This is a genomic window from Aliiglaciecola aliphaticivorans, from assembly GCF_054782055.1.
Map to the genome: position 1 here is coordinate 99,658 of NZ_BAAGTF010000097.1, position 26,541 is coordinate 126,198.

The following is a 26,541-nucleotide window of genomic DNA, read 5'->3' on the forward strand; positions in this document are numbered from 1 at the left end:
TGGATTTAGACTCAATTGAAAGCGTAAACTTTTAGTTACTTATTCCCTAATGAAATATATTGAACTTTTATGGAATAGGCTAATACAACGAGTTGACCACAGCACTATGATGTGTTTATTATTCAATGCGAGGTTCACTACCTTACTAATAAAAAGTCGCATAAGCGATAAAACTAACACTATATAATAGTGGTCCAGGGAGACATACATGTATACAAATTCAAAGTTAACGAAGTCAATTCGTCTAGCTCTAGCTGTCGGTGCTGCTTCTACTGCAGTATTGGCTCCTGCAACAGCTGTTGCACAAGATTCAGCTGGCGTAGAGAAAATCTCTGTAACCGGTTCACGTATCCAACGTTCTGACCTTGAAGGCGCATCTCCAGTAATTTCTATCAGCGCAGCTGATATTAAATTAGAAGGTGATTTCTCAGTTGCTGATGCACTTCGTAGCAGTTCTTTGAACTCGTTCGGTTCTTTCTCGGAGCGTTCAGGTAGCTCAGCTCAGTCACAAGCAACCATTGACCTTCGTGGTGCTGGTTCTCAACGTACACTCGTTCTATTGAACGGTCGTCGTTTCCCAGGTTCACCTACGCTAGGTGGTGCTTCTGCTAACCTTAACGCCATTCCTTTTGCTGCTGTAGAGCGTATTGATATCATGACTGAAGGTGGTTCTTCTGTTTATGGTTCTGATGCGATGGCTGGTGTTGTTAACGTTATCCTTAAAGATAACTACGAAGGTTTGACTTTCTCTGGTGGTTTAGGTCACCGTGATAACGACGAAGGTACAACTTCTAAAGAATTCTCAATCGTAGGCGGTGTGTCTAACGATAAAGGTAACATCACCTTTGCATTCGATCACCAAGAGCGTAAAGGTATTTCTGACGGTGCTCGTGACTATACTGCTGCAAGCATGACTGATTTTAATGGCGACGGCGAAATCCAAGCATATGACGAAACCTCTGGTTGGTCTATCTATGGTGCAACTGTTGCTGATCCAACTTTCACCGACGCACAAGCTTCTCCTTTGTGTGGTGACTTGGAAGCTGAATATGGTTCAGATACTTTCCAAACAGTTGCAGCTGACAATGACTGGGGTAACCCAGGTTCAACGTACTGTATGTATGCGTTCGCTAACGTTTCATACAACACAGCATCAGTTGACCGTAATACATTGTACGTAAATGCTAACTATGAAGTTGCTGAAGACGTAGAATGGTTTGGTCAAGCAATGTTTGTTCAAAACAGTTCATTTGGTCGTTACGCTCCTCCTGCTGCTCCTTGGGTTAACATGAGTGCGGATAACGAAAATAACCCTTACGGTGTTGACGGCGCATACGGTTTCTTCCGTTGGGTTGGTATTGGTACTCGTGACGGTAACGTAGACGACTACAACCAAGATTATACTACTGGTTTCCGTGGTAACTTAGATTGGAACGATGCTTCTTGGGAAGTTTACTACCACACTAACATCGCTGATAACAAATCAGTGGGTGAGTACTACTTAAGTTACGGTGGTTTAGCCTATAACGAAGCTAATGGCATTGACCTAGGTTCTGATGAAGGTATTGCAAATATGAAAGCAACTACTCTTCAAAACTCTGGCTCAACATTAGACCAATACTTCGCTGGTATCGGCTTCGATATGTTCGAGTTAGGTGGCGGTATGGCTGCACATTATTTTGGTGCTGAATACTTCGAGCAAACTTACGAAGATATTTACGACGGTCAGTCAGAAACTGGCTTAATCGGTGGTTCTGCTGGTAACAGCGCGGAAGGTATGCGTGATGTTACAGCATTCTTCTTCGAATCTTCTCTACCTGTTACTGATGACTTAGAAGTGAACATTGCTGTTCGTTACGATGATTACTCAGACTTCGGTGACAACGTTTCTCCTGCTGTAAAAGCACGTTGGGAAGTTGCTGACGGTGTTGTACTTCGTGCATCATACTCAGAATCGTTCCGCGCACCAGGTTTGGATGAACTGAATGCAGCGACTACTTTCTCTGCTGAAGGTGCAATCGATTATGCTTCTGGTTCTACGAACGAAAGACAGTATGACACTTACTACAAATCAAACCCTAACTTAGGTCCAGAAGAATCTGATTACACTAACTTAGGTGTAGTTTGGGATGTGACTGAAGAGTTTGGTATTAAAGTTGATTACTTCAAACTTTCTATCGATAACGTAATCCAAACTAAAACAGTACAATCTCTATTGTCTGACGAAGCTGCTGGTATCATCACAGCTAAAGCACCTGGTTCTGATGTATCAGATGATACATTCTACCTAATTCGTGCTTCATCTGGCACATTGCTAGAAGCAGGTACTGGTTACTTCAACGGTATTGGTTTCGAAATTGAAGGTATCGATTTAACCTTTACCGGAATGCTTGAAACTGAAGTGGGTGACTTCCGCCTATCTAACACTAACAGCTTCATCTTGTCTTATGACGAAGAAGAAGGTGGCGCGATTGTTGATACTTCAGGTTGGTCTGGTCAGCCTGAGTTTAAATCAGTTGCTACATTATCTTGGGCATTGTCTGACCACCTAGTGGCTTGGAACATGACCTACACTGACAGCACTTCAGAAAATGAAGTATTGACTGACGGTGTTTGGGTTCAGTCTGGTAAGCTAGATAGCTGGTTAATCCATAACCTTACTTATACCTATAATGCTGGTAAGTACGGTGCTCTTACTTTAACTGTTAACAACCTAACTGACGAAGATCCAGTGTTGTCTTCTACTGGTACTTGGGATGACCAAGACTTGTATAACAACTTTGGTCGTGATTACCGTATAAACTACACAATTAGTTTCTAATACGATAATTAACAATACGTTAGTTAAACAACGTTAATAGCAAAAGGCCGATTTATATCGGCCTTTTTTATTGAACTTTTATAGTGAGGCAATCCTTGGAAAGTTATTGGAGCCAGTATTGGCAGCAAGGCCATTTGACGTCTTTCGGTAATGATTTTACAGAAAATTATACCGGAGTATTAAAGTCCCATTGGGAGAAAGTGTTCACAACAGTACAAAGTCAAACTAAAGTGTTGGATATTGGTACTGGCAACGGTTCTATTATCGCTTTAGGAAATAATGTTAATTCTGAACTTGTTTTTACTGGATTAGACAGCGCCAAACTAAATATACCAGCGACATTACAAACTAAACAAAATGTTCACTTTGTTGAAGAAACCTCAGCTGAAAAGCTGCCGTTTGAAAATGATAGTTATGGCTGTGTCGTGTCCCAATTTGGCATTGAATATTCATGTTTATCGAAAAGCATAGAGGAAGTAGCGCGGGTTTTAAAATCAACTGGTCGATTTGAATTTGTTCTCCATGATAGTGAATCAACCATTGTTAAACCCAATATACAGATGCTTGAAGCGGGTAAAGCACTTTTAAACAGTGAGGTTATTGATAGTCTTCGAAAACTGTTTAATGGGCTGGCGAAATATGGTCAACAATCGCCATTAACCGAGCAACTTAGGCATAAATTAAACGCCGATATCGGCACCATTGCAACACAACATGCGACAGGCTTACAAGGTACAAACTTTCCAGCGTTTCTTAAACATGTGATGAACACCAAGTTAGATATCAAGCAACGGAAAAGCGATTTAAAAATATTTTTGCATGAATTGGAAGGTCAAATTGAACGACTTTCAGATTTAGTTAATGCCGCACTGGACAAGACAAAGCATCAAGAGTTCATTCAACTTTTGGCTGAATACGGTTTGCAGGTAGTGAACGATGAATACATCGTAGAAAATGGAAAAATGATAGGGCGATACATCAGTGGCACTAAAGCAAACAAGTAAGTTCATTGAACCCTTAATTATCTTGTCAGCGCCCAGAGCAGGTAGCACCTTATTATTTGAAACTTTGGCCAAACACCCTGATCTTTGGACCGTTGGCGGAGAAAGTCACCACATTATTGAACATATTCCAGCGTTAAGCACAGTGGCAAGAGGCTATGTGTCGAATAGATTAGATAGTGATGATGGGGATGACGTGACGATTAAAACCTTACAGACAAGGTTTTACCAGGCAGCAAGAAAAGCCAATGGGCAAACAACCGCAAGTCTTGATGGGCAAATCCGTTTACTTGAAAAAACCCCAAAGAATGCCCTTCGTATCCCATTTTTACTTTCCGTATTCCCAGATGCCAAATTCATATATTTAGTAAGAGATCCTCGAGAAAACATCAGTAGTATTATGGATGGCTGGCGTTCGGGACGTTTTGTCACTTACCCCGAGATTACAGCTGCGAATTCTAAATGGTCATTTTTATTGCCGGACGGCTGGAAAGACTACAAGTCTACCAGCATAGCAGCTTTGGCTCGGTTTCAATGGCAATCTGCCAATGAAGCTATACTGGATTCCATTAAGAACTTACCGCCTAAGCAATATGCGGTGGTGAGTTACCAAGATTTGGTTACTCAGCCCGAGGGTGAGGTTAATCGATTACTAAAATTTGCAGAGTTACCTGCATTTTCCCAGAGTTTGCAACGTTTACCTTTGTCACGATACACCTTATCTGTCCCGAACAAAGATAAGTGGAAACAGAATCAAGATGAAGTGCTAGAACAGTTACCCTTAGTAGAAAATACATTAGAACAGATTAATAACCTGCTTGTCAGTCGAGGAAACAAGCCCCTTGATTTAGTGGATTTGGATTTCGACAGGAATGTGCAGCAAACTTCAACTGGTGTGATAAATCGCAAGCAAGCACCTTCTAAGGTTTCTCGCAACGCGCCATGTCCTTGTGGCTCGGGTAAAAGATACAAACAATGTCACGGTCTTATTGTAAAATAAGTGTTTAAATCATTTACAATGAACATATCAATAATGGAAAGATAGCTTTGAAATTAAAACACGAATTCATTCAACTTCCTTTACACTTTGACCAAGAACGTCTGCAAATGGAGATTGACCAACTTGAACGCAGTTTGTGGACACCCCATCACGAAGGTTTTAAAGGCAATTTATCGATTCCATTAGTATCGTTAAATGGTCAGTTTAACAATTTGTTTAAAGGCCCTATGGCGGCGACATCCGTATTGCAGCAAACCCCCTATCTAAAACAAGTTATTGGGAGTTTCGGAGAGGTAATAGGCCGTTCTCGACTGATGGGCTTAGAAAGTGGCAGTGAAGTGCCTTTGCATTCAGATATCAATTACCACTGGTATAAACGCGTTCGTATTCATATCCCCATTGTCACTGATCCCAATGTGATATTTCATTGTGGTGATAAACAAGTACATATGAAAGCCGGAGAGGCGTGGATATTCGATTCGTGGAAATACCATCGGGTTGACAATAACAGTCAACTTTTCAGAGTGCATTTAGTCATCGATATCTGCGGCTCAAGTCGATTTTGGGATAAGGTGGAAAGTGGGCATGTACCTTGGTTGAATGAGCCTTTTAGTGCGCAACAAATCCAGAATGTGGCATTCGATCCCAATAGTGATTCAGACTTTAAATGTGAACGTTTTAATACGCCGTTGGTCCTTGCTCCAGGAGAAATGGAAGGGCTAGCTGAGGATCTTATTTCGGATATATTGTCCATGGAGTCGAACCCGCGTCAGCAGGCCGATGAAATGGTTAGTAAGGTAAAGTCATTTTGTCATCAATGGCGGGAGCTGTGGAGTTTATATGGTCTAAGTGAAGAGGGATGGCCTGCTTACCATGGGCTGCGACAAACTGCCTATGAGCAGGTAATGCACCTAGAAAGTAGCTTAAAACTCACCAATGGAACACAAGCGACACGGATGTTTTTGCATTGTATGATTGATCCGGCGTTAAATGTGGAAGTCAAAGATAGTTATCTCGGCAACCCCTTGGCTAAACATGATAATACTCAAGGTATTACCACTAAAAAAAGCAAACCAGCAGTGGCGACTACCAAGAAGCAAGAGCCAAACGCCGTTAGTCAGGAAAAGCCCCAAGTTGGTACCGATAAACATCGTAAATTAGGTAGAAACGATATTTGTTATTGTGGCTCAGGGCTTAAATTTAAACACTGTCATGGCAAGCTAAATTAACGGCTTTAGCGCATTGTTTGTTGTATACGGATTTTTAACTCGTCCATTTGTCGTTTAAATTGAGGCAAAAGCTCGGCATATACATCAGCACTTCCAATGGCATTTTTATGAATGGGTTGGCGAACTTGGCTAGCGCTGGGGGTTAACACTGGTTTATCCGATTTGAAAAATTCGAAACATTCTTTTTCTACTGCTAAACCACAAAATTCGAGTAGTTGGGTAATCGTCTTTTGTGGCTCAGATACCAAATTAGCGTAAAATAAATGATAAATACTTTTGGGGAATTGTTTACTCCAATGCCCCATTATTTTCACGTAGCCAGCAACATAAGTTTCAATTGAGGTTAAATTGAAACTGAAATCATTTCCATGGCTAAAATGTTGTTTGTATACGCTCATCCCATTATCGAAAGGATCGCGAATTAAATTAATAATTTTTGCATTAGGGAATAACGCTAAAATTAATCCAATATGTAAATAATTGGTGGGGTTCTTATCAATTAAAAAAGGCGACTCTTGGGTTAAATAAGCTTTAGCTTGTTTTAAATAAAAGGCAGAGTAGCGCGAACCTTGTTCTGCGGTCATGTTTAAAAGGCTTTGGGAGTAGCCTTGCTTGCGGCTTAGTTGCATGGCAATTCTTTCAATATAAGGCAGTTCGTCTGTAGCTGCTACTTGAGAATGACTCGCCAGAATTTGTTCTGTTAAGGTGGTACCTGAACGGGGCATACCGACTATGAAAATTGGAGTGACTTTATTCTCATGGGGAATTTTAGAATCAGTTGGTTTTGGCACATAGCGACTTAGTTCCTCCACTAACTGCAGGTAACCCTGCTGCCGAAAGGGGCGTGATTGTGCAACTTTGGTGTTGGCTGCACGCATATAGTCAAGGGCTTGGGAATACTGCCTCTGTTGTTCTTTTGCATGACTTAATGCAAATTCGATAAGTTCGGGTTTGTTCTCAGCTTCGCCTTGAGACATTTTTGCTAGCTTAGTTTGCATATTTTCAATTTCTTGGAGGGTGAAAATATAATTTTTCAGGTCGGCTAAGCTCCAGTATCCATAGCCGCTATTTGCGGGGGCTTGGATGATATATTTTTGATAATACTCAGCCGCTTTTTGCGTATTACTAAAGGCTTTGTAATGATGCCCAATGTTTAATAGTAGTAAGGGGTTATCAAAATTGTTCTGTTCGCAAATTAAGGCTAGGTCGAGTGATTCTTGAATTTTTCCTATTTTACTTAAACATAAACTTTGATTGAATTTGAGTTTCATATCTTGCGGATGTAAAGCAAGGAGTTTGTTTAACACTTTATGCAATAAAAAATACAGCTCTAACTTATTTAAATGTCCTGCCACAATAAATAATTGCCGTTCACTTAAGTCATGTTCATCTACCAAAGCGGTTAACAAATCGAAGGCGGCATCAAATTGTCCTTCGGCAGCCTCAATTTGATATTTGATTATCAGTGCATCTGTATGCAGAGGAGTTTTGCGCAAAATTTTATTTATTGCTAATCGGCTCGATGTCAGTTTACCGCTGGCCAATAATTGCTGCGCGTCTTGTAATAGTTGTTGAATTCTTTGCGACAAAATAGACTCTAGATTTAATCTTGGGTTGGATTTCATTAAGTGGTATCTTACCTTGATTCGCAACTTGGTTCATACCCACTTGTAACCTGATTTTATTGTCTGATTCTTATGCAAAACCCAAATTTAAGCGTGCAACAAAGGTTGAACATGGCGATGCAGCTAATGCATAAAGGCCAATTCGAACAAGCCTTAAATCACTTCATGATTTTGAAAAAAGTAGGCATCAAAGATTTTCGTCTATCCAGAGCCATGGGGTCTGCTTATGAACGCTTGGGTAATAATACCGAAGCTAAAAGTTATTTTTCAGAGTCCTTGTTACTGAATCCAAAACAACCGGATCTATACTATGCACTAGGAAAAATAGCCTTCCTTTCTAAGGCATTTGACCAAGCAATCAATTACTTCAAACAATGTTTAAAATTTGATAATAAAAACCCACAGGTTTGGTTAAAGTTGAGTCAGTCATATTTTTATTTAGACGATTTAGACTCGGCTGAGCAAGGGTTTTTGAACTGTGAAAGTTTGCAACCCAATGCCCTTGATGCCAAGCTCGGGCGCAGCCGTATTTTACAGAAACGCAATGAGATAGATAAAGCTGAAATCCTGTTGGTGTCACTTCAGAAAGCAGAACCCAATAACCTACGCGTTATATCTGAGCTGGCTTGGATGAAAAAGGAACAGGGGCAGTACCAGCAGGCAGCCGATTTATTTCATAAAAGACTCACTATTGATGGGAATAATCCAGAGTTTTACGAAGATTTAGCCTTAGTGTATTTGGATCTGAATTTACCTAGTCAAGCCTTAGATACTCTTAAGGTAGGCCTTGAAAAGTCGCCGCAAAATCGTAAGCTCAATCAATTGCTTAGCGCCTTAAAGTATGAGATGAATGACGACAATCACTTGTCTCATTATCGTTCTCAGGCCATCGATAAAATGCCTGACGAATTAATTGTCGATTACATTGTTGGTTTAGTGAAAGTTAATGAACTGGCTCTGGCTAAACAGCTAGTGGATGAGCTTCACACCCATGAGAACAAAAAAGCGGTAGCTAAGAACCTGCAGTTAATTCTATGGGAAAAAGAGCATAGGTACGAGGCTATCGTAGACGTTTATATGGACAAAATTGCCTCAAATATCACTTTGTCGCAATCTGAAAATGAGAAATTAGCGAAAGCCTATCTAGCCTTAGGTGACAATCAAAAAGCGAATACGCTAATTGATACTATGTTGCGTGTAGCCCCAGATGATCAGTTGATTTGGGCATTGAAAACAACAGCTTTAAGACAATTGCAAAGTCCAGAATATGATCGGCTTTGTGATTACGAGAATATGGTATTTGAGCAACCATTATTATTACCAAAGCAATACAAAAATATCGAACAATTTAGTCTAGGGTTGCGTGCAGCCTTAAACGAAATCCATGTGAGCCAACGTAACCCTTTGGATCAGTCTTTGCGTCATGGTACGCAAACTATGGGAAATCTATTCGCCCATCAAATTCCGGTTATTCAAGAATTAAGAGCAGCCCTTAAAAAGACCATTGATTCATTATTAGCAGGGCTTAGTCCAGATCCTAATCATCCTTTTTTCAAGCACGCTGGAAAAGCCATCGACTTTTCGGCGAATTGGTCGGTTAAACTTAGTAACAAAGGTTTCCATGTTTCCCACGTGCATCCTAAAGGCTGGTTAAGCAGTGCATTTTATGTCAGTTTACCTTCGGTGATTGATGATACAAGCAAACAAGGTTGGCTGTATTTTGGGAAGCCAGGTATTGAACTGCCCAACACGTTAACAGCAAGAAAGTGGATTAAGCCAGAAATAGGTCATTTAGTTTTATTCCCTTCGTATTTTTGGCATGGAACAGAACCATTCGATGATTCCCAAGAAAGAATGTCTGTGGCCTTTGATTTGTTGCCGTTAAATTCGTCAAAATGAATGGTGCATTTAGGATAAAAGTGACCTAAACTAAAATCAAATACTTTTGTCTAAATGGTCATACCAGCTCTTAGTCGCTAATTTTGAATGAATTGTCGTAAAAACATTATTTTTATTCATAAAATAGTTGAATTCATCACTGAAAATGTATTATGAAAATACTGCTTCAAGTCTCATTTATATTGACAATCAGTATTTTTTAACCTTCTTTGATTATAAAAACTACCGATAGCGATTAAATGCTAAAGTGAGGCTCACGATATCTTGACAACTCGATAACTTCCGTGTGACCATTCGAGTGCAATAGTGTTAAATCGATTATGGAATAACACTATAATCCTAAAAATAATTATATAGCCCCTCGTCAGGGAACTTTTCACCTTGACTGGGATTCATAACAAGAAAATTGGTTGGGAACTATGTCCAAAATGAGCAAGAGAACCCTTATTGCCTCTACCGTTATGGGTGCATTTGTACTTGGTAGTAGTGCAGTCTCTGCAGATACATTGAATGATCTTCATAAAGAAGAAGCTAAAATCCATGTTGCTGCAGCAAAATCTCAAGAGAAAATTGATAATCTCTTTCAACAATCACAAGAACTTTTAGTAGATTATCGTGCAGTTGTAGACGAAACAGAGAATCTGAAAGTTTACAATGATTATGTTGCAACTCTAGTTGCTGACCAACAACGCGGTATCGATTCTCTACAAAAACAAATCGACCAAATTGATGAAACTAAGCGTGGGATCGTTCCTCTACTTTTCAGAATGATCGACAGTCTTGAAAAATTCATCGAAGCCGACGTGCCAATTAAAATGGCAGAGCGCCGTGCTCGTGTAGAGCGTTTACGCGATGTAATGGGTAACTCAAATGTAACTGTATCAGAGCGTTTCCGCCAAGTTATCGAAGCTTACCAAATTGAGTTGGACTACGGCTCAAAGATTTCCGCTTATCAAGGCAACATGACGTATAACGGTACTGATATTACAGTTGACTTCTTTAACCTTGGTCGTACTGCATTAATTGCTCTATCTCTTGACCAAAAGAATGCTTGGATGTGGGATACCGCTGAACGCACTTGGGTAGAGTTAGGTAGTGAATATCTTGAATCTAGTATCGCTGCAGTTCGTATGGCAAGAAAACAATTGCCAGTTAATCTAGTTAAACTACCCATTCCAGCTGCGGAGTAATTAAGAAATGAAATTAACATTTAAATCCGTATTTGCTGCAACAGCAGTTACCCTTTTAGCATCTGGCGCTCATGCTCAATCGAGTCTTGACCAATTGTTAGAAGAAGTGAAACAGAATCGTGTTTCTGAAGCTAAACTTGATAAGAAGCGTGAAGCAGAATTCCAATCTGCTCGTGCCGATAAACAAGCGCTACTTAGAACCGCTAGGGCAAACTTAAAAGCAGAAGAAGCTCGTGGTGATCGTCTTGCCAAGCAATTTTCTGATAACGAAGTAACCCTTACTGAAAAAAGCACCGAGCTAGATATGGCAACGGGTGACCTTGGTGAGATGTTTGGTGTTGTACGTCAAGCGGCATCTGAGTCATATGGTCGTATCGCAACCTCTATCGTAAGTGCACAATTCCCTGGTCGTGCTGCATTCCTAAAAAGAATGTCAGAGGAGTCTGAGGGCCTTCCAAATATCCGTGAATTAGAAGATATGTGGATTGCTCTTCAAACTGAAATGACCGAGTCAGGTAAAATTGCTCGATTCAATACTGAAGTAATCAACCTTGAAGGTGGTTCTTCACAACAAGAAGTTGTGCGCATAGGTGCATTTAACTTAGTGGGTGAAGTAGGTTACTTAGTTTATGATGATCAAGAAGAAAAAGTTCAGCCTCTAGGTCGTCAACCTGATGAATTCCAAGCTGAAACTGCGCGTGAATTATATGCGTCTACTTCAGGTGTTATTCCAACGTTTGTTGACCCTTCTAGTGGTGCTATTCTTGGTCTATTGAAACAGAAAGCAACATGGGAAGAGCGTTACCATGCAGGTGGTCCAGTTGGTTATACAATCACAGTAATGCTAGTGATTGGTCTGTTAATTGGTTTGTATAAAATCATCACCCTTACCCTTATCAGTGGCAAAATGCGTTCACAGTTAAACAATCCAGGTTCACCTTCATCGTCTAACCCTCTAGGTCGTGTATTGAAGGTTTACAATGAAAATAAAACTGCTGACACTGAAAATCTAGAAATGAAGTTGGATGAAGCCATCCTTAAAGAACTTCCTACTATTGAAAGTGGAATTAACATCATTAAGATATTTGCTGCAATCGCTCCGTTACTAGGTCTACTAGGTACGGTACTTGGTATGATCGCTACCTTCCAACAAATTACGTTGTTCGGTACGGGTGACCCAAGATTGATGGCTGGTAGTATCTCAATGGCATTGGTAACAACAGCTCAAGGTATTATCGCGGCACTTCCGCTAATTCTAATGCACAGCATTGTTGCTGGTCGTAGTAAATCAATCGTGCATATCCTTGACGAACAAACTGCGGGCATCGTAGCTGCTCACGCAGAGTCGGAGAAAGCATAATATGGCTGACCTGATTGGATTATGGGATTCCGTCAGGGAGTTTATCGCGACAGGAGGCGGGGTTTTGTACCTCGTCGCTTTAGCGCTCTTTCTCATGTGGGTGTTAATGATAGAGCGCTTTTGGTTTTTAAATTCTGTGTATCCTAAGATGAGAAAGAACATCATCAAAGATTGGGATGCTAGAACTGATACCACCTCCTGGTATGCGCATAGAATCCGTGATGCTTGGATTTCACAAGCTTCAGACAAACTAGGCAGTAACATGTTACTGATTAAAACCTTAGTGGCAATGTGTCCGTTAATTGGTTTGCTAGGTACAGTTTGGGGCATGATTAACGTATTTGAAACTATGGCTACACAAGGAACCGGTAATGCTCGATTGATGGCTGCTGGTATTTCAATGGCAACAATTCCTACTATGGCAGGTATGGTTGCAGCTTTGTCTGGCGTCTTCTTTAGTTCTCGTTTGGAATCAAAAGTAAAAATCGCCAAAGAGAAGCTGATTGACAGCCTTCCTCACCATTAAGAGAGAAGTTTATGGCTCGTAAAGAACGTGCACCAGAGGAAGATGCAGCGATTGATATGACACCGATGCTAGATATCGTGTTTATCATGCTTATCTTCTTCATTGTAACTACTGTTTTCGTTAAGGAAGCAGGGATACAAGTAAATAAACCCGGCGCTAGCCAAGCGTTTTTACCAAAAAACGCTAATATCTTTATCGCTGTTACGGAAGACGGTGTTATATGGATGGATAAGCGCGAAGTTAAGGTTGAATCTATTCAAGCGAACCTTGAAAAGCTTTTGGCCGAACAGCCTTCAGATGTTGTGATTATTCAAGCAGATGAAAAAGCTGAACATGGTATTGTGGTGAAAGTGATGGATCAAATCAAAGCCGCAGGTATCGACCAAATCTCAGTAGCAGCAAGAGGAGCTTCTTAATTATGCGAGTAATTATCTCTATATTGCTTGGTGCAGTGATTGCTTTTGGCCTGTTTGTAGTAATGGCTAAGTTAGTAGCAAACTCTTCACAACCAGCAAGTGAAGTACCTGAATCACCTGTTATTGATATCGTAATGTCGGACCCAGACGAATCAACTCAGACTCGTCAACGTGTTCCACCTCCACCTCCACCTCCGCCTCAGCAACCGCCTAAAATACAGCCGGTTGAACCTGATGTGGAAGATGCAAGTGCTGATGGCGTAAGTTTTAATATGCCAGCTGTAGATGTTGGTGGCGCGTCAATTGATATTGGTGGCGTTGGTAATATGCAACGCGATGGTGAAGCAACTCCAATTGTTCGTATTGAACCTAAATACCCAGTGCAAGCTGCACGAGATGGTAAAGAAGGATGGGTAATACTATCTTTCACTATCAATGAGGTAGGTGGCGTGGAAGATGTAGATGTTTTGGATGCAGATCCTAAACGTATCTTCGACCGTGAAGCTAAGCGCGCATTACGTAAATGGAAATACAAGCCAAAAATCGTCGATGGGAAACCTGAAAAACAGTTCAATATGAAAGTGCAATTGGACTTTAAATTGGATCAAGGCTAATGAAAAAGTTTGTATTAAATGTTACTGCGATAGCAACTCTAGGTGCCGCTACATTGCTATCAAACTCAGCAGCAGCTCAGTCGGCACCCGTTGCTTGTGCAGATTACAAGCGTGGCACAACCAACATCGTTGGTGAGCGCGTTGGTAAGAAGATTCAAAAGGCGCTCGAAGCGTATAACAACGATCTTATCGATGAAGCATTAGCTATTCTTTATGAAGTTGATGCTAAAGACGGTTATGATCGTGCGTTTGCTGATAATTTTATTGGTAAGATGTTAGCTGGACAAGATGGCAAAGGCGCGAAAGCCCTTGAATATCTAGAAGGTTCTGTTAACCCTAAAGCCCTAAATGATTCTGAACATGCTAATACCGTAAGACTAGTTGCAGACCTTAGTATGCAAGAAAAGGAATACGGAAAAGCAGTTAAGTATTATCAAGAGTGGATGAAATTCACTTGTAAGGAAGATCCTGATATCTATACTCGTATGGCGCAAGCTTATTACGAGTTGAAAGATCTTCCAAAGATGGTACCGCCTGCTGATAAAGCAATTGCATTATATGAAAAACCTAATAAAAACCCTTATGTTTTAAAATTGCAATCATTTTACGAGCGTAAAATGTATCCGGAGACTGTGGCTGTAGCTGAAGAGTTAGTTCGCAAATTTCCTGACAACAAACAGTGGTGGTCACAATTAGGCTTTTTCTATATGTTAGTTGAGGACTACAAAAAAGCTCTCTCTACATTTGAAATTGCATATAATCAGGGTTATTTGTCTAAGAAATCTGAGATAAAAGCATTGTCTCAATTATACGCGACTAATGAGATTCCATATAGAGCAGCAGTGCTTTTGGAAAAACATATGAAGTCGGGTTTGATAGAAGAGACTGAACAGACGTTATCTAGTCTGGCTAATTCTTATCATCAAGCTAGAGAGTATAAGACAGCGGCAAGTTATTATGAAAAGGCAGCTAAGATAGAAAATGATGCCGATTTATATCGCAAGCAAGGTATTTTGTTGCTAGCAGCAGAAGATTACAAAGGTTCTATAAATGCTTTACAGAAAGCGCTTGATTTTGGAGCAGACCAGACTGGTCGTATTCATATCGCGATGATGGAAGCAAATATTTATACTGGTAATTTCCGTCAAGCAATGGTTCATGTTCGTGAAGCGAAGAAAGATAAAAACGTGGAACGTACAGCAAGAGCTTGGGAACCTTATATCAAAGAAAAAGCGAAAAATCGCGGTATCAAAGTCTAACTTGACTTACTTCATATCGTAATATCTAAAAGGCTTCTTAATCGAAGCCTTTTTTATTTGTTGTTAACCTTTATTAATTCGCCATATTTATTCTAATCCAGTATCCACATAGTCTTTCGCATAACCTTTCAGTACAGCCTAGCAACATCGAGCCCTTTTTTATATGGGAAAAAACCTTTTTGCAATAGAAAAGCTTTTACAACAGCAAGCGTCATACCAAGTACTAAATTGCTTTCCTTTGGGATGAGTTATCTTGGTTTATTTAATATGGATATTTTTCCACCAATACGCTCAGTTGATCACGCAGGTGACTCTCAATCTGTTTCTTACCTGCCAGTTTGTATAACCTGCATATTTGTGGATAAGATTCTTTTGCAATGATCACATCATTAATAAAGGCAATAGCTTGTTTCAAGTGTTTATCTACGCGTTGTGAATTTATTTTATTCGTTTTAAGCCAGTTATATATTGCAAATTCAACACTATATAGTGGGCGCTTACCCGCAATAAATTGTGCGATCAAACTAAACCAATAGTCTTTTATTTCCTGGCTATCTAAAGGTGCATGTACCGAAGCTTCCCTTGAATTAGGCGTTAATTCATTTTGTAGCTGTCTAATTAGAACTGGTGCTAGGGCGTTTAAACGATAATCTTGTTGATAGTCTAATTGCTGGCGACACACCTGGATTAAGAATTCTAAACTTTTTGCGGCTTTTCCATTTAAGGGGCTGAGCATTATTGCACTAAACTCTCCGCTGGACGCATCCTGTTTAATACCGAGTTTTACTAACTTAAATTCATTCTTAAACCAAAAATTTGCGAGTGCTTTGGTTAGCCCAAAAGAGCTTCCTATGAAGTCGATCTGATTCTTTATAGCATCTTGCTTTATAAGCTTTAAGATCTCAGAGCCTACCTGCATTTGTCTATATTGCTGTTTAACCGCAATCCTAACAACGCGTATATAGCTGTCTAACATGAATTGAGGCTTATGGTGGTCGAAGGCCAATCGTTGTGGAATTAAATGGCCTGGTACCCTCCTATTGCCCTGAGCAATGTCGTTAGCAAGGGGCTTGAGTTTATCTCCCCCTTCCCAAGCGGTGAGTGCCACCGCAATTGGCATTCCCTGCGGATTACTCATTACCTGTATTTGCTGATTAGCGTCTAACATTCTGACTAAATCGTCAGGTGTTGTTTGGTAGTGGGCATCGACTAAAAGCTCAAAAACGGCTTGCAGGAGGTTGGGTTGGGCAATTAATTGTTGGCCATTATAGGTTTGATACGTGAAGTTTTTTGCTAAACCATTAACGTTGTCTATCCCTAGCAAAGGTTGTCTAATGACAGCTTGACTAGGTTGGGCCAGTTTCAAGCTAGGTTTGGTAATGATTTTCTCAGAGGTGGTTTTAAGGGCCATAACCTGATGCCAAAAAGCTTCAAGTGGGTCATTTTCAAACCAGCGAATTGGACGGTGCAAAACAAATTCGCGGAAATGGGAAAAGTGTGTTTTTAAAAAAGGTTTAAAGCGTAATTCAAAACCTCTTCCACTACCTTCATAACCATGTATCGTTGTGCTAAGTACCACTTTTGGATAGTGAGTAACTAGTTTTTCCAGCACTTCCGTAGGCAAGGTTGCGGCTTCATCTATAAATAACCAATCCCCTTTAGGCAGCGTTTTCATTATTTTATCAAAAGCTAGATACTGTATTCGATTCATAGGGTCATTGTCTGAGTCCAAGGGCTTATGATGACCCCCCATGGTCTTTGCCGCTTGTTTAAATATCTGCTGGGTCATAGAGCGATGAGTAGAGGTAACTATAAATTTTGCTGTTGTCGATCTAATTAATTGACCTGCTGCAATACCTAAAGCCGAAGATTTTCCTCGACCGCGATCTGCAAGTACTACAATCTGATTGTTCTTTTCAGCATGGACATGTTGAATGTATTTCACCAATTCTAATTGGTCTGGGGTCTTACATACTTCATCTTCAAAGGGAGCTGAATCAAGGTTTACTCTTTGTACTTGAGACAGTTTTATTTGGTTTTGTTGCCAAATTGAAACCTCTGGGAAGGTTTTAATATGTTCAACTAACCAATCAATAAATATTGAACGATGGCTGCTTGTAATGCAGCCTAATCCATCAACTGAACTTTGGGTTTTAGCCTGAGTTGACCAAGATTCTAAATCTGGGCAGAGTATGATCATTAGCCCACTTCGACTAACACAACCACTCATGGCTAGTAGCGCGTTTCCTCTTAGCTCACTGAAACCGTCGTATATGACCCATTCAAATTCTTGTCCAAGAACACTTCTATATTGTTTGGTTTGAATATTATTAAACCCTTCTAGGTGACCAATACAAATATTGGTTGAGGGCTTGTTTGCGGTGAATATTTCAGCGATTGAATCCTTCACCCACTCACGGCTGCCGGATATGACTAGCAACTGTCGATGACAGTAATGCCGTTTTCGTTCTGCAAGCCAAGATTTTACTTCTGTTGTCATATGCTCTTTTGGTTTAATTCTTGATATAATTTCTTTCCCCTAGTGTATTGAATAAAATTGAGGAATACGAATGCGCTTTCTAACGCGAAGATTAGTTATGCCTGGAGATCTAAATTATGCGGACTCTTTGTTTGGTGGGCGTGCTTTAGAGTGGATTGATGAAGAGGCGGCTATCTACGCAATTTGTCAACTGGAAACCACCTTGTTGGTCACCAAACATATTGGTGAAATTACATTTGAATCACCGGCATTAAAAGGTGATGTTGTAGAGTTTGGACTAGAGACCAAGAAAGTTGGACGCACATCCATTACTATTTCTTGCATGGTTCGCAACAAAGCCACCAAAAAAACCATTTGTATGGCAGATGATATTGTTTTTGTGAGCTTAGATCCTGAAACTAGAGAGCCTGTACCCCATGGTAAAACCATTGAAGAATTAGAACTACAAACTAAACAAGAGTTGCGTTCATTAAATTTGAACGATTGATCCCGATTAATTTGCAATGAATTGAAGGGAAAATGGGTCAAACTGCCGCTAACGTCAAGAAACAGACTCAAGGTTAGCGGCATATTTTTATGTTATAAGCTTGCACTTACAATATTTTTAACATCTTCTGGGCTAATGTTTTGTCTTTCTCCTATCTTTGTCGCACCTGTTTTTTCAAGTCTTGAAGCAACTTCGTCAGCCACATTAGCGTCGATATTATACTCAGATAGAGTGGTTTTGATGCCCATGTCACGGAAAAACTGCTCGGTTTTTTCAATGACTAAGTTAATGGCTCCTTCTTCATCATAGCGACTTAGCCCCCAAACCCGTTCGGCGTACTGAAGCAACTTTTCACGTTTATGTTCCCGCTGATAATGCATTACACGAGGCAAAATAATTGCTAGAGTGACCGCATGATCCAAGTTATGAAGAGCAGTCAATTCGTGCCCAATGGTGTGAGTAGACCAATCTTGCGGCACACCTACGCCAATTAAACCGCTTAACGCCTGTGTTGCATTCCACATTAAATTTGCTCGTAAATCATAGTCTTTTGAGCTTAGTACGCGGGGGCCAATATCTATTAAATTACTTAAAATCGACTCCGCAAAACGGTCCTGTACGCTGGCATTAACCGGATAGGTAAGGTATTGCTCGATAACATGCACAAAGGCATCAACCACACCGTTAGCGAGTTGTCGTTCAGGTAACGAATAGGTAACCTGTGGGTCAAGTACTGCAAATTTAGGCCTTACATGTTCAGACATGAACGGCAACTTGAGGTTGTATTCACGGCGGGTTACCACTGCAGCAGTATTGGTTTCGGTTCCTGTGGCAGGAAGGGTTAGAACGCAGGCCAAATTGATAGCCTGGTTGACTTTTTTGCCTTTGGCTAAGATGTCCCAAGGATCCCCTTCAAAATGTGTCGCTGCTGCAACAAATTTAGCGCCATCGATGACAGAACCACCGCCGACGGCGAGAATAAATTCAACATTTTCAGTTTTCACCTTTGACACAGCTTTCATCAACGTTTCAAACTCAGGGTTGGGCTCTATGCCTGAAAATTCACACCAATCATGCCCCTCAAGCTGTTCAATAAGCTGTTGATAAACACCGTTATGTTTGATGCTTCCACCACCGTAAATCAACATGATTTTAGCATTAGGCAATAAAGAAGATAACTTACTAATACTGTCTTTTCCAAAAACAACTTTAGTAGAATTGTGATAGATAAAGTTTTGCATTTTCAAATCCAAAATAATGTTAAGAAGCTGAAAAGTGTCGATTAGCTATATTGAACCACTAAGTGAGAAATTCAAGTTGAATGTTTAAATTAAGGTTTAATCATAGCTACATTTAATACCTAGCTTAAAGCTTACTTTTACAAATTAGGAGTATTTAATTAGTTAATCTCGGCTTCTATTTATCAAGTTGGAGCAGGGCTATAAGCTTATCAATGATGAGGCACTAAACAGGGCATTATCAAAAACAGTAATATAATCATGGAGATTCGGTTGCGCCCTTGCTATCATTTCAGTGGGCAAGTTATTCAATAACTTGTTACACCAAGGGGTGCTCTTTGCTGAGATCCAAATTGTTGGAAACCCTTATACCTGATCCGGATAATACCGGCGTAGGAATGGTCTTCAAGAACTTTTCAATGCTTTCCATTTACTGCCGAAATACCGGATCTTTTCATTAGTTAGAAGAGATCCAAATGAAATTGAAATTTCCATTACTTTACTCCACTGTTTTAAGCGTGATACCGACATTTGTTTTGTCTGCTGAAAATTTAGAGGTCATTACCGTTACGTCTGATTTTAGAGAAAACGATATTCAAAATGTAACTGCCAGCGTGAGTGTTATTTCTGACGATATCATTGAGAAACGAAACGCATTTCACTTAGAAGATATTTTAGGGATGGGGGCCAATATAAATTTTAGTAGCGGGGCTTCCAGAGGACGCTTTATTCAAATTCGAGGCATTGGTGAACGAAGCCAGTATTCTGAACCCAATAACCCATCTGTGGGATTGCTAGTAGACGATTTCGACTTTTCTGGATTTGCTGGTTTAGGTACCTTATTTGATGTTGAGCAAGTTGAAATTTTACGTGGTCCACAGGCTACCGAGTTTGGGGCTGCAGGCATGGCGGGAACCATTAAGATCAAGACGGCTGAAGCCGATGATCAGCAACAAACCAAATTTCTTGCCACTGTAGCGCAACAGGGAACGTGGAATATTGGTGCGGCGTACGGAAACCAAATTAGCGATAAATTATTTTATCGAGTCGCAATCAATCAGTTTAAAAGTGATGGCTTTATTTACAATCAATTTTTAGATAGAGATGACACAGACAATCTAGATGAACTAACGGCACGATTAAAGTTAAAGTTTATAGCAACAGACAACACAACAATCGATTTCAATTATCAGTATTTTGATATTGATAATGGTTACGATGCATTCTCCCTTGATAATGATGGGGTTACACGCTCAGATGAGCCTGGCGTTGATACCCAAGAAACCCATGCGTTTGGGATTAAAGCGAATATTGAGTTAGCTCAAACGACTGTTATTGGTTCGTTAAATCACACCACGTCAGATTCTGTGTATGGTTATGATGAAGACTGGACCTATGTTGGATTTCATCCCTGGGAATACAGTTCTACCGATTACTATTATCGCGAAAGAGACTTAACCAGCATCGACTTAAGAATAGTCTCCAACGATAACGGATTGATTTTCGACGACACCACACAGTGGTTAGTTGGCTTCTTTGCACGGGATATAGATGAAAATACCCGCAGAAATTATACCTATGCTGAACAAGACTTCAGTAGTCAATACGAACCAATCAATATTGGTATTTACGGACAAACGGATACTCAAATAAACCAAAATCTAAGGGTGAGTTTAGGCCTCAGAGCTGACCGTTTTAAGATGGATTATGTTAACAATGAAGGCTATGTTGAACAGCAAACTGACACTATGTTGGGGGGCAAAGTTGTTGTTAAATATTCCATAAACCAAGCATCAGTGTATTCAAGTATTTCCAGAGGCTATAAAGCGGGTGGCTTTAATCCTGACCAAAGAGTCACCGAGGAAAGTCGTTTATTTTCCCCTGAATATAACTGGAACTATGAAATCGGTATAAAAGGGCAAGCATTTGAAGATCAACTTTTTGTCCGCGTAGCGCTTTTTTATATGGATAGAGAAGATACCCAAGTTAGCGATTACGATGTGCAAATTAGTGAAGAGGGAGTTCCTAGTTTTATTGATATCATTGGTAACGCTGATGTGGGAACCAATAAAGGGCTTGAAATAGAGCTTGATTGGCAACTATCAGATGCCATTAACCTTAGTGCAAATTATGGATACTTAGATGCTTATTTCGGTGGTTATACGCAAGCTGATGGCACTTATATTGATGAACAATGGCAAGCGCAAGCACCTAAACATTCCTTCAATATAGCTGCTTTAGGGTATCTATCACAAAATATAAGTGTACGTTTAGAGGCTGATGGTAAAGACAACTATCGCTTTTCAGATGGACACGATGTGGAATCTCCTTTTACGCTCTTAGTAAATGCCCAATTGCGTTTAGATTGGCAAGACTGGACGTTTTCCCTATGGGGCAAAAATATTCTTGATCGTGAACACTATGTTCGCGGATTTGGTGGTTTTAGTAATGATCCCAGAGACGAATATGCAACGCCTGAACCCTATCTACAACTTGGCGATGGTCGTCAATTTGGATTGACCGCAAGTTTACGTTATTAATTAAACTGGAGTGCTATTATGAAATCAGTCGTTGAAATTTCGCTATATCCACTTAATCAAAAATATTTGGCACCCATACAAGACTTTATTGATCGCTTGAATGGTTATTCTCAATTAACAACATCAACCAGTGATACTAGCACTATAGTACGTGGGGACATGACTGAATTAATGGGTATTCTGAACACTGAAATGCAGAAAACCTATGCAGAAGTAGGCCAAGCCATCTTCGTTTGCAAATTCTTGAATGGCGATGCAATGGGTGAATCGAGTTAATGGAAGATCTTTACGCTGTTCTGCTCGAACAGATTAAACACCAATCAGTGTTAGAGGTAGCTGCCGTGAGTTTTTCACTGCTCTACCCTTGGTTGGCTGCGCGACAAAACATTTTATGCTGGCCAGCGGCATTGATTAGCACAAGTCTTTATATTTATATTTTTTGGGAGGTAAGTTTACCTTTTAATAGCGTCCTTAATTTGTACTACTTGATAATGGCAATATATGGCTGGTTGAAGTGGCAAAAAAAGGCTGAAGAAAAGACCCTTGAAGTCACGGTGGTTCCGTTATTTATTCATCTTTGGATGGTATCTTTGTTGGTGGTTCTTGGGCTAGCTTTACCGCACCTAGTAACGCTTTCATGGCAAGGGGGAGACTTATATTTAGATGCATTTGTAACGGTCTTTAGCGTGTACGCTACCTATTTAATGGCGAATAAAATTCTTGAAAACTGGCTTTTCTGGATTGTAATTAACTCTTTTGCGGCATATTTATATTTCATCAATGGCTTGCTACTCACTGGGATCATGTTTATTTGGTATTTTGGGTTAGCTCTTTATGGTTATTTTAAGTGGAGAAAAGACTACCTTAGGGAATCACTAGGAAAAGAAGTTTACCTATGAAATCTAACTTGAGTCGCTAGCATCGCAGGCGTATGCTGAGATTCTAAGATTAGAGGAAAATAAGATGAAAAAGGCCCGAATCATTGATGAGTTGTTAGCCAGTCAACTGTTTGGACAACATTTGTCTTTGGAGCCTATAAAGGGTGGGGTGGTCAACTTAAGTTATCGCCTCGCCACTCAATCAGGGGTTTATTTCCTCAAAACGTTTGAGTTAAACCATATTACCCCTACGGATAGACAAGCCTTGTTTTTCCAGCAACAACAGCTGAGTGAGCTTGGCATTACCTCCATGCCTATTTATCTTTCCAAAGCCCACGACTTTCAAGTTGAGTCTTGGGTAGAACATATTTCGTTATTAAAAGTCAATAAACCTCAAAACGACAAAATTCAAATCTTAGCCAAAGTATTAAGTGAAATACATGCTTTACCTACTTTAGCGACTTCAATTGACCTGCCAAAAGACTGGATAATTTATCTTAAGGCGGCAACTGTCTCAGATGTAGATTACTGGCAGCAAAGAATCATCGACTGCAAACCAAGTTGGATTGAAACTCACAAATCGGACCAAGTTCTTTGTCACAATGACCTTGCTATGGAGCATGTGGCCATGCAGGAGCCTGCTTTCGTATTCGACTGGGAGTACGCATCTTTGGGTAATCGTTATTTTGATTTAGCTTCATGCGCACTTATTAATAATATGGACTTTCACGAAATGACAACGCTGCAACATAGTTATGCGCAATTTTGTGAATTAAGTGAACACTATGTGTTTGAACAGTTTCAAAAACAATTTCCTATCGTGCAACTGACCTATGACTTGTGGACAGAGGCGGCAAAAGCCATTTTATTGGACGATGAGAATAGTTAAGTTCAAGAAAAATGAACAAATTATGCTAATTAGCGATGCAAAATACTTTACCTTTTTGCATCCATGAGTATAATGCTGCTTCTTCTGCAGGGGTGTAGTTCCAATTGGTAGAACAGCGGTCTCCAAAACCGACGGTTGGGAGTTCGAATCTCTCCACCCCTGCCAATTTTTCTGTTAATCTTGAAGAATGACCGAGCCTACCTCAAAAACACTAAGCAAATATCAAACTGCCATGCTTACCCACATGGGAATAGTGCCTTGGCAATTAAAATCTGCTACTCAAGACGCTACTAAGCTTGAACGTCAGGAGGCCACTGAAGCTGTTATTCCTACTTCGGAATCTCAATTACCAAGCCAAGCACAAAAACAGGCTGGTTTAGAGAGGTTAAGACAGAAAATTGAATCCAAAAGTAAGACACTCAATCATGCTGTTCTGTTATGCATGCCTGAAAATAAATCAAACCAGCTTTTATCCGATGTGCTCTTGTTTGCAGATTTAACGATGACCGATTGTGTGTTTATAGAAACGGCAGATCCCCAGGAATATGTTGATTTTAAATTGGCTTGGCGGATAGGTGAAAAAATATCCCTCAACGGCCAGGTTTTAACAGCGCCAACACCAGACAAAATAGTTTCTAGCCGGGACAAAAAGCAATTGTGGCAGATGTTACATCAACTGTTTTGATTTGTTATGGATAGGCAATTTCAAGGGATAAACAAAACCAACTATTATGCTGCATTTAGTGTACAGCAAACTTGTCATCTTAACCCTTGGTCAGAATCCGTCTTTGTGGATAGTTTATCCAAGCCTTATTTTGCTGTTCAGTTAGTCATCGATGATCAAGCGGTGGGTTACTATGTTGGTCTTAATGTGGCTGGTGAAGCAACCTTGATGGATCTTGGGGTAAGTCAAGAGTTTAGAGGTAAAGGTTTTGGTCAGCAATTACTTGATCATTTTATCCAGCAATGCGTTCAATTTAATTGTGAAGAGATTTGGTTAGAAGTGAGAGAGTCTAATCGAGCGGCCGTTACACTTTATTCAAAAAATGCGTTTGAATTTGTAGAAGTTCGAAAAGATTACTATCCAACGAAAACAGGCCGTGAAAACGGCCTGATTATGAAAGCGAGGTTACTTTAGTATTACACCAATCAACCTATCTAACTGCAGCACTTTCTAAATTCATTTGCTGGCTCACATCAGAGCGTTCCATAGCCAATTGAACAATTGTAGAAGAGTTAAATTGACATCCATTACACATAGCTATGAATTGATTCATACTTGGACTGCCAATATTTTTTTCCCAATTTTCATATGTTTTTCTGGTTTTCACATTCGCAAGTTTGGCCATTTGAACTGTGGTTAAACCTGCTTCTAAACGCATTTTACGTAAATCACTACCCGTTATATACATAAGGTTCCTACTCCATTTATTGTTATATAAGCAGCAAACAATATTTAAATTGGCGTTAAAATAACTATTGTCTGCCTTAATTTTAAACATATTGTATGCAAGGTTTTGTGGATTGAATTCCACATGGTGTAAAAAATCATCCTAAATATATAACTGGTTGTTTTTTAAAGGTAAATAAATTACCTATGGTATCAATTTTACTTGAAATCAGACAAAAAGAGGCAAGAAGGTACTTTTGACAAAAGCATAAGCACCTTTCAAAAACTAACGTAGTGTTGTTTTACTTTATTCGAATAACATAAGCATGAGGTTGTTCATTTATACTCATAGGGAAAATGTGCTCAATGTTATCGCTATAAAAATTAAGTATATCTATACATGTACTTCAACTTCGAAATCTTATTCAGACTTTTCAATTTTAACTGTTTAGTAAATTCAAAAAACTTCCATACCAGCTACTGGTTTCTTCAGTACCAATGGGTGGCTTTTGTTTAGAGCCAGCATGCGCCTGAGTGGCAGCAACAGAAGTAGTGAGTGCTATTGTCAGCATAGCGGCTTTGATAAGAGTGTTACGTTTCATGGTCTTTCCTTACTTTAATTAATGGATTAGTGGTGTTTAGTTAGCTGAAAAAATCAAGAATATTGCCATACCAGCTGCTGGTTTCTTCAGTACCAATGGGGGGCTTTTGCTTAGAGCCAGCATGTGCTTGGGTGGCAGCGACAGAAGTAGTGAGTGCTATTGTCAGCATAGCGGCTTTGATAAGAGTGTTACGTTTCATGGTCTTTCCTTACTTTCATTAATGGATTAGTGGTGTTTAGTTAGCTGAAAAAATCAAGAATGTTGCCATACCAGCTGCTGGTTTCTTCAGTACCAATGGGTGGCTTTTGTTTAGAGCCAGCATGTGCTTGGGTGGCAGCGATAGAAGTAGTGAGTGCTATTGTCAGCATAGCGGCTTTGATAAGAGTGTTACGTTTCATGGTCTTTCCTTACTTTAATTAATGGATTAGTGGTGTTTAGTTAGCTGAAAAAATCAAGAATATTGCCATACCAGCTGCTGGTTTCTTCAGTTCCAATGGGTGGCTTTTGTTTAGAGCCAGCATGTGCCTGAGTGGCAGCAACAGAAGTAGTGAGTGCTATTGTCAGCATAGCGGCTTTGATAAGAGTGTTACGTTTCATGGTCTTTCCTTACTTTAATTAATGGATTAGTGGTGTTTAGTTAGCTGAAAAAATCAAGAATGTTGCCATACCAGCTGCTGGTTTCTTCAGTTCCAATGGGGGGCTTTTGCTTAGAGCCCGCGTGTGCCTGAGTGGCAGCAACAGAAGTAGTGAGTGCTATTGTTAGCATAGCGGCTTTGATAAGCGTGTTGTGTTTCATGGTCTTTCCTTACTTTAATTAATGGGTTAGTGGTGTTTAGTTAGCTGAAAAAATCAAGAATGTTGCCATACCAGCTGCTGGTTTCTTCAGTTCCAATGGGTGGCTTTTGCTTAGAGCCCGCGTGTGCCTGAGTGGCAGCAACAGAAGTAGTGAGGGCTATTGTCAGCATAGCGGCTTTGATAAGCGTGTTGTGTTTCATGGTCTTTCCTTACTTTAATTAATGGGTTAGTGGTGTTTAGTTAGCTGAAAAAATCAAGAATGTTGCCATACCAGCTGCTGGT

Annotated in this window: 28 protein-coding genes, 1 tRNA gene and 1 riboswitch; of the genes, 19 read left to right on the forward strand and 10 right to left on the reverse strand. The window is 40.0% G+C overall.

Going from position 1 to position 26,541, the window contains the following annotated elements; genetic code table 11:
* Nucleotides 1-208 precede the first annotated feature (208 nt).
* The 4 genes from ACYVIL_RS22220 to ACYVIL_RS22235 all read left to right on the forward strand — a co-directional run bounded on the left by ACYVIL_RS22220 (nucleotide 209) and on the right by ACYVIL_RS22235 (nucleotide 6,051).
* Nucleotides 209-2,821 carry a TonB-dependent receptor domain-containing protein gene (locus ACYVIL_RS22220; RefSeq protein ID WP_460315108.1) on the forward strand — a complete coding sequence of 871 codons (2,613 nt, stop codon included), beginning with the start codon at nucleotides 209-211 and terminating at the stop codon, nucleotides 2,819-2,821.
* 95 nt (nucleotides 2,822-2,916) lie between these two features.
* Nucleotides 2,917-3,825 (forward strand): class I SAM-dependent methyltransferase, encoded by a 909-nt coding sequence (locus ACYVIL_RS22225; protein ID WP_460315110.1) that lies wholly within the window; start codon nucleotides 2,917-2,919, stop codon nucleotides 3,823-3,825.
* Nucleotides 3,803-4,822, forward strand: a complete 1,020-nt coding sequence (locus ACYVIL_RS22230) for a sulfotransferase (protein WP_460315112.1) — start codon at nucleotides 3,803-3,805, stop codon at nucleotides 4,820-4,822. Before ACYVIL_RS22225 ends, ACYVIL_RS22230 begins: the two co-directional genes overlap by 23 nt.
* 47 nt (nucleotides 4,823-4,869) lie before the next feature.
* Nucleotides 4,870-6,051: an aspartyl/asparaginyl beta-hydroxylase domain-containing protein gene (locus tag ACYVIL_RS22235; protein ID WP_460315114.1), complete on the forward strand. Its 1,182-nt coding sequence runs from the start codon at nucleotides 4,870-4,872 to the stop codon at nucleotides 6,049-6,051.
* 5 nt (nucleotides 6,052-6,056) lie between these two features.
* Here ACYVIL_RS22235 and ACYVIL_RS22240 read toward each other — a convergent pair whose 3' ends face one another.
* On the reverse strand, nucleotides 6,057-7,676 hold the full coding sequence (locus tag ACYVIL_RS22240; protein WP_460315116.1) for a sulfotransferase family protein: 1,620 nt from the start codon (nucleotides 7,674-7,676) through the stop codon (nucleotides 6,057-6,059).
* A 111-nt stretch (nucleotides 7,677-7,787) separates the two neighbouring features.
* Here ACYVIL_RS22240 and ACYVIL_RS22245 point away from each other — a divergent pair, with 111 nt between their 5' ends.
* The 7 genes from ACYVIL_RS22245 to ACYVIL_RS22275 all read left to right on the forward strand — a co-directional run bounded on the left by ACYVIL_RS22245 (nucleotide 7,788) and on the right by ACYVIL_RS22275 (nucleotide 14,940).
* Nucleotides 7,788-9,575, forward strand: coding sequence for a 2OG-Fe(II) oxygenase family protein (locus ACYVIL_RS22245; RefSeq protein WP_460315118.1), 1,788 nt, complete (start codon nucleotides 7,788-7,790; stop codon nucleotides 9,573-9,575).
* A gap of 428 nt (nucleotides 9,576-10,003) precedes the next feature.
* Entirely contained in the window at nucleotides 10,004-10,765 is a 762-nt protein-coding gene (locus tag ACYVIL_RS22250) for a DUF3450 domain-containing protein (protein ID WP_303477533.1), read from the forward strand.
* A gap of 7 nt (nucleotides 10,766-10,772) precedes the next feature.
* Nucleotides 10,773-12,125, forward strand: a complete 1,353-nt coding sequence (locus ACYVIL_RS22255; protein WP_460315121.1) for a MotA/TolQ/ExbB proton channel family protein — start codon at nucleotides 10,773-10,775, stop codon at nucleotides 12,123-12,125.
* 1 nt (nucleotide 12,126) lies between these two features.
* The gene (locus ACYVIL_RS22260) at nucleotides 12,127-12,651 is read left to right on the forward strand and encodes a MotA/TolQ/ExbB proton channel family protein (protein WP_216050122.1); all 525 of its coding nucleotides are present in this window, start codon (nucleotides 12,127-12,129) and stop codon (nucleotides 12,649-12,651) included.
* An 11-nt stretch (nucleotides 12,652-12,662) separates the two neighbouring features.
* On the forward strand, nucleotides 12,663-13,067 hold the full coding sequence (locus ACYVIL_RS22265) for an ExbD/TolR family protein (protein ID WP_303477528.1): 405 nt from the start codon (nucleotides 12,663-12,665) through the stop codon (nucleotides 13,065-13,067).
* Nucleotides 13,067-13,681, forward strand: coding sequence for an energy transducer TonB (locus tag ACYVIL_RS22270; protein WP_460315169.1), 615 nt, complete (start codon nucleotides 13,067-13,069; stop codon nucleotides 13,679-13,681). The genes ACYVIL_RS22265 and ACYVIL_RS22270 overlap by 1 nt, the downstream gene beginning before the upstream one ends.
* Entirely contained in the window at nucleotides 13,681-14,940 is a 1,260-nt protein-coding gene (locus ACYVIL_RS22275) for a tetratricopeptide repeat protein (RefSeq protein ID WP_460315124.1), read from the forward strand. Before ACYVIL_RS22270 ends, ACYVIL_RS22275 begins: the two co-directional genes overlap by 1 nt.
* 262 nt (nucleotides 14,941-15,202) lie before the next feature.
* On the opposite strand, the gene ACYVIL_RS22280 is transcribed toward ACYVIL_RS22275, so the two are convergent.
* The gene (locus tag ACYVIL_RS22280) at nucleotides 15,203-17,440 is read right to left on the reverse strand and encodes a tRNA(Met) cytidine acetyltransferase TmcA domain-containing protein (protein WP_460315126.1); all 2,238 of its coding nucleotides are present in this window, start codon (nucleotides 17,438-17,440) and stop codon (nucleotides 15,203-15,205) included.
* Nucleotides 17,441-17,510: 70 nt separating this feature from the next.
* Between ACYVIL_RS22280 and ACYVIL_RS22285 the strand changes: the two genes are divergently transcribed.
* The gene (locus ACYVIL_RS22285) at nucleotides 17,511-17,927 is read left to right on the forward strand and encodes an acyl-CoA thioesterase (protein WP_303477520.1); all 417 of its coding nucleotides are present in this window, start codon (nucleotides 17,511-17,513) and stop codon (nucleotides 17,925-17,927) included.
* Between the two features lie 92 nt (nucleotides 17,928-18,019).
* Here ACYVIL_RS22285 and ACYVIL_RS22290 read toward each other — a convergent pair whose 3' ends face one another.
* Complete coding sequence (locus ACYVIL_RS22290) at nucleotides 18,020-19,168, reverse strand: iron-containing alcohol dehydrogenase (RefSeq protein ID WP_460315129.1); 1,149 nt, start codon at nucleotides 19,166-19,168, stop codon at nucleotides 18,020-18,022.
* A 314-nt stretch (nucleotides 19,169-19,482) separates the two neighbouring features.
* Nucleotides 19,483-19,581, forward strand: a riboswitch (TPP riboswitch).
* Nucleotides 19,582-19,641: 60 nt separating this feature from the next.
* Between ACYVIL_RS22290 and ACYVIL_RS22295 the strand changes: the two genes are divergently transcribed.
* The 7 genes from ACYVIL_RS22295 to rimI all read left to right on the forward strand — a co-directional run bounded on the left by ACYVIL_RS22295 (nucleotide 19,642) and on the right by rimI (nucleotide 24,610).
* Complete coding sequence (locus ACYVIL_RS22295; protein WP_460315132.1) at nucleotides 19,642-21,705, forward strand: TonB-dependent receptor; 2,064 nt, start codon at nucleotides 19,642-19,644, stop codon at nucleotides 21,703-21,705.
* An 18-nt stretch (nucleotides 21,706-21,723) separates the two neighbouring features.
* Complete coding sequence (locus tag ACYVIL_RS22300; protein ID WP_303477514.1) at nucleotides 21,724-21,981, forward strand: YkoF family thiamine/hydroxymethylpyrimidine-binding protein; 258 nt, start codon at nucleotides 21,724-21,726, stop codon at nucleotides 21,979-21,981.
* Nucleotides 21,981-22,604: a nicotinamide riboside transporter PnuC gene (gene pnuC, locus ACYVIL_RS22305; RefSeq protein ID WP_460315134.1), complete on the forward strand. Its 624-nt coding sequence runs from the start codon at nucleotides 21,981-21,983 to the stop codon at nucleotides 22,602-22,604. The genes ACYVIL_RS22300 and pnuC overlap by 1 nt, the downstream gene beginning before the upstream one ends.
* Before the next feature lie 64 nt (nucleotides 22,605-22,668).
* A complete protein-coding gene (locus ACYVIL_RS22310) occupies nucleotides 22,669-23,472 on the forward strand; it encodes a phosphotransferase (protein ID WP_460315136.1) in 804 nt (267 codons plus the stop codon).
* Between the two features lie 88 nt (nucleotides 23,473-23,560).
* Nucleotides 23,561-23,637, forward strand: a tRNA-Trp gene (locus ACYVIL_RS22315).
* Between the two features lie 22 nt (nucleotides 23,638-23,659).
* A complete protein-coding gene (locus ACYVIL_RS22320; RefSeq protein ID WP_460315138.1) occupies nucleotides 23,660-24,157 on the forward strand; it encodes a hypothetical protein in 498 nt (165 codons plus the stop codon).
* Between the two features lie 6 nt (nucleotides 24,158-24,163).
* Nucleotides 24,164-24,610: a ribosomal protein S18-alanine N-acetyltransferase gene (gene rimI / locus ACYVIL_RS22325; protein WP_460315140.1), complete on the forward strand. Its 447-nt coding sequence runs from the start codon at nucleotides 24,164-24,166 to the stop codon at nucleotides 24,608-24,610.
* A 16-nt stretch (nucleotides 24,611-24,626) separates the two neighbouring features.
* Here the strand turns inward: rimI and ACYVIL_RS22330 are convergent, their stop codons facing one another.
* The 7 genes from ACYVIL_RS22330 to ACYVIL_RS22360 all read right to left on the reverse strand — a co-directional run bounded on the left by ACYVIL_RS22330 (nucleotide 24,627) and on the right by ACYVIL_RS22360 (nucleotide 26,459).
* Entirely contained in the window at nucleotides 24,627-24,884 is a 258-nt protein-coding gene (locus ACYVIL_RS22330) for a helix-turn-helix transcriptional regulator (protein WP_460315142.1), read from the reverse strand.
* A gap of 418 nt (nucleotides 24,885-25,302) precedes the next feature.
* Nucleotides 25,303-25,464, reverse strand: coding sequence for a hypothetical protein (locus ACYVIL_RS22335; protein WP_303477500.1), 162 nt, complete (start codon nucleotides 25,462-25,464; stop codon nucleotides 25,303-25,305).
* Between the two features lie 40 nt (nucleotides 25,465-25,504).
* Nucleotides 25,505-25,663, reverse strand: a complete 159-nt coding sequence (locus ACYVIL_RS22340) for a hypothetical protein (RefSeq protein ID WP_460315144.1) — start codon at nucleotides 25,661-25,663, stop codon at nucleotides 25,505-25,507.
* Nucleotides 25,664-25,703: 40 nt separating this feature from the next.
* Nucleotides 25,704-25,862 (reverse strand): hypothetical protein, encoded by a 159-nt coding sequence (locus ACYVIL_RS22345; protein WP_460315146.1) that lies wholly within the window; start codon nucleotides 25,860-25,862, stop codon nucleotides 25,704-25,706.
* A gap of 40 nt (nucleotides 25,863-25,902) precedes the next feature.
* Nucleotides 25,903-26,061, reverse strand: a complete 159-nt coding sequence (locus tag ACYVIL_RS22350; protein ID WP_460315144.1) for a hypothetical protein — start codon at nucleotides 26,059-26,061, stop codon at nucleotides 25,903-25,905.
* Nucleotides 26,062-26,101: 40 nt separating this feature from the next.
* Nucleotides 26,102-26,260 carry a hypothetical protein gene (locus ACYVIL_RS22355; RefSeq protein WP_303476527.1) on the reverse strand — a complete coding sequence of 53 codons (159 nt, stop codon included), beginning with the start codon at nucleotides 26,258-26,260 and terminating at the stop codon, nucleotides 26,102-26,104.
* Nucleotides 26,261-26,300: 40 nt separating this feature from the next.
* Complete coding sequence (locus ACYVIL_RS22360; RefSeq protein ID WP_303476527.1) at nucleotides 26,301-26,459, reverse strand: hypothetical protein; 159 nt, start codon at nucleotides 26,457-26,459, stop codon at nucleotides 26,301-26,303.
* Nucleotides 26,460-26,541 lie beyond the last annotated feature (82 nt).

Excerpts from the sequence above, each read along its gene's own strand:
- ACYVIL_RS22220 (WP_460315108.1), top strand. The coding sequence starts at position 209 with ATGTATACAAATTCAAAGTTAACGAAGTCAATTCGTCTAGCTCTAGCT.
- ACYVIL_RS22240 (WP_460315116.1), bottom strand. The coding sequence starts at position 7,676 with ATGAAATCCAACCCAAGATTAAATCTAGAGTCTATTTTGTCGCAAAGA.
- ACYVIL_RS22245 (WP_460315118.1), top strand. The coding sequence starts at position 7,788 with ATGGCGATGCAGCTAATGCATAAAGGCCAATTCGAACAAGCCTTAAAT.
- ACYVIL_RS22250 (WP_303477533.1), top strand. The coding sequence starts at position 10,004 with ATGAGCAAGAGAACCCTTATTGCCTCTACCGTTATGGGTGCATTTGTA.
- ACYVIL_RS22255 (WP_460315121.1), top strand. The coding sequence starts at position 10,773 with ATGAAATTAACATTTAAATCCGTATTTGCTGCAACAGCAGTTACCCTT.
- ACYVIL_RS22260 (WP_216050122.1), top strand. The coding sequence starts at position 12,127 with ATGGCTGACCTGATTGGATTATGGGATTCCGTCAGGGAGTTTATCGCG.
- ACYVIL_RS22265 (WP_303477528.1), top strand. The coding sequence starts at position 12,663 with ATGGCTCGTAAAGAACGTGCACCAGAGGAAGATGCAGCGATTGATATG.
- ACYVIL_RS22275 (WP_460315124.1), top strand. The coding sequence starts at position 13,681 with ATGAAAAAGTTTGTATTAAATGTTACTGCGATAGCAACTCTAGGTGCC.
- ACYVIL_RS22280 (WP_460315126.1), bottom strand. The coding sequence starts at position 17,440 with ATGACAACAGAAGTAAAATCTTGGCTTGCAGAACGAAAACGGCATTAC.
- ACYVIL_RS22285 (WP_303477520.1), top strand. The coding sequence starts at position 17,511 with ATGCGCTTTCTAACGCGAAGATTAGTTATGCCTGGAGATCTAAATTAT.
- ACYVIL_RS22290 (WP_460315129.1), bottom strand. The coding sequence starts at position 19,168 with ATGCAAAACTTTATCTATCACAATTCTACTAAAGTTGTTTTTGGAAAA.
- ACYVIL_RS22295 (WP_460315132.1), top strand. The coding sequence starts at position 19,642 with ATGAAATTGAAATTTCCATTACTTTACTCCACTGTTTTAAGCGTGATA.
- ACYVIL_RS22300 (WP_303477514.1), top strand. The coding sequence starts at position 21,724 with ATGAAATCAGTCGTTGAAATTTCGCTATATCCACTTAATCAAAAATAT.
- pnuC (WP_460315134.1), top strand. The coding sequence starts at position 21,981 with ATGGAAGATCTTTACGCTGTTCTGCTCGAACAGATTAAACACCAATCA.
- ACYVIL_RS22310 (WP_460315136.1), top strand. The coding sequence starts at position 22,669 with ATGAAAAAGGCCCGAATCATTGATGAGTTGTTAGCCAGTCAACTGTTT.
- ACYVIL_RS22320 (WP_460315138.1), top strand. The coding sequence starts at position 23,660 with ATGACCGAGCCTACCTCAAAAACACTAAGCAAATATCAAACTGCCATG.
- rimI (WP_460315140.1), top strand. The coding sequence starts at position 24,164 with ATGGATAGGCAATTTCAAGGGATAAACAAAACCAACTATTATGCTGCA.
- ACYVIL_RS22330 (WP_460315142.1), bottom strand. The coding sequence starts at position 24,884 with ATGTATATAACGGGTAGTGATTTACGTAAAATGCGTTTAGAAGCAGGT.
- ACYVIL_RS22335 (WP_303477500.1), bottom strand. The coding sequence starts at position 25,464 with ATGAAACGTAACACTCTTATCAAAGCCGCTATGCTGACAATAGCACTC.
- ACYVIL_RS22340 (WP_460315144.1), bottom strand. The coding sequence starts at position 25,663 with ATGAAACGTAACACTCTTATCAAAGCCGCTATGCTGACAATAGCACTC.
- ACYVIL_RS22345 (WP_460315146.1), bottom strand. The coding sequence starts at position 25,862 with ATGAAACGTAACACTCTTATCAAAGCCGCTATGCTGACAATAGCACTC.
- ACYVIL_RS22350 (WP_460315144.1), bottom strand. The coding sequence starts at position 26,061 with ATGAAACGTAACACTCTTATCAAAGCCGCTATGCTGACAATAGCACTC.
- ACYVIL_RS22355 (WP_303476527.1), bottom strand. The coding sequence starts at position 26,260 with ATGAAACACAACACGCTTATCAAAGCCGCTATGCTAACAATAGCACTC.
- ACYVIL_RS22360 (WP_303476527.1), bottom strand. The coding sequence starts at position 26,459 with ATGAAACACAACACGCTTATCAAAGCCGCTATGCTGACAATAGCCCTC.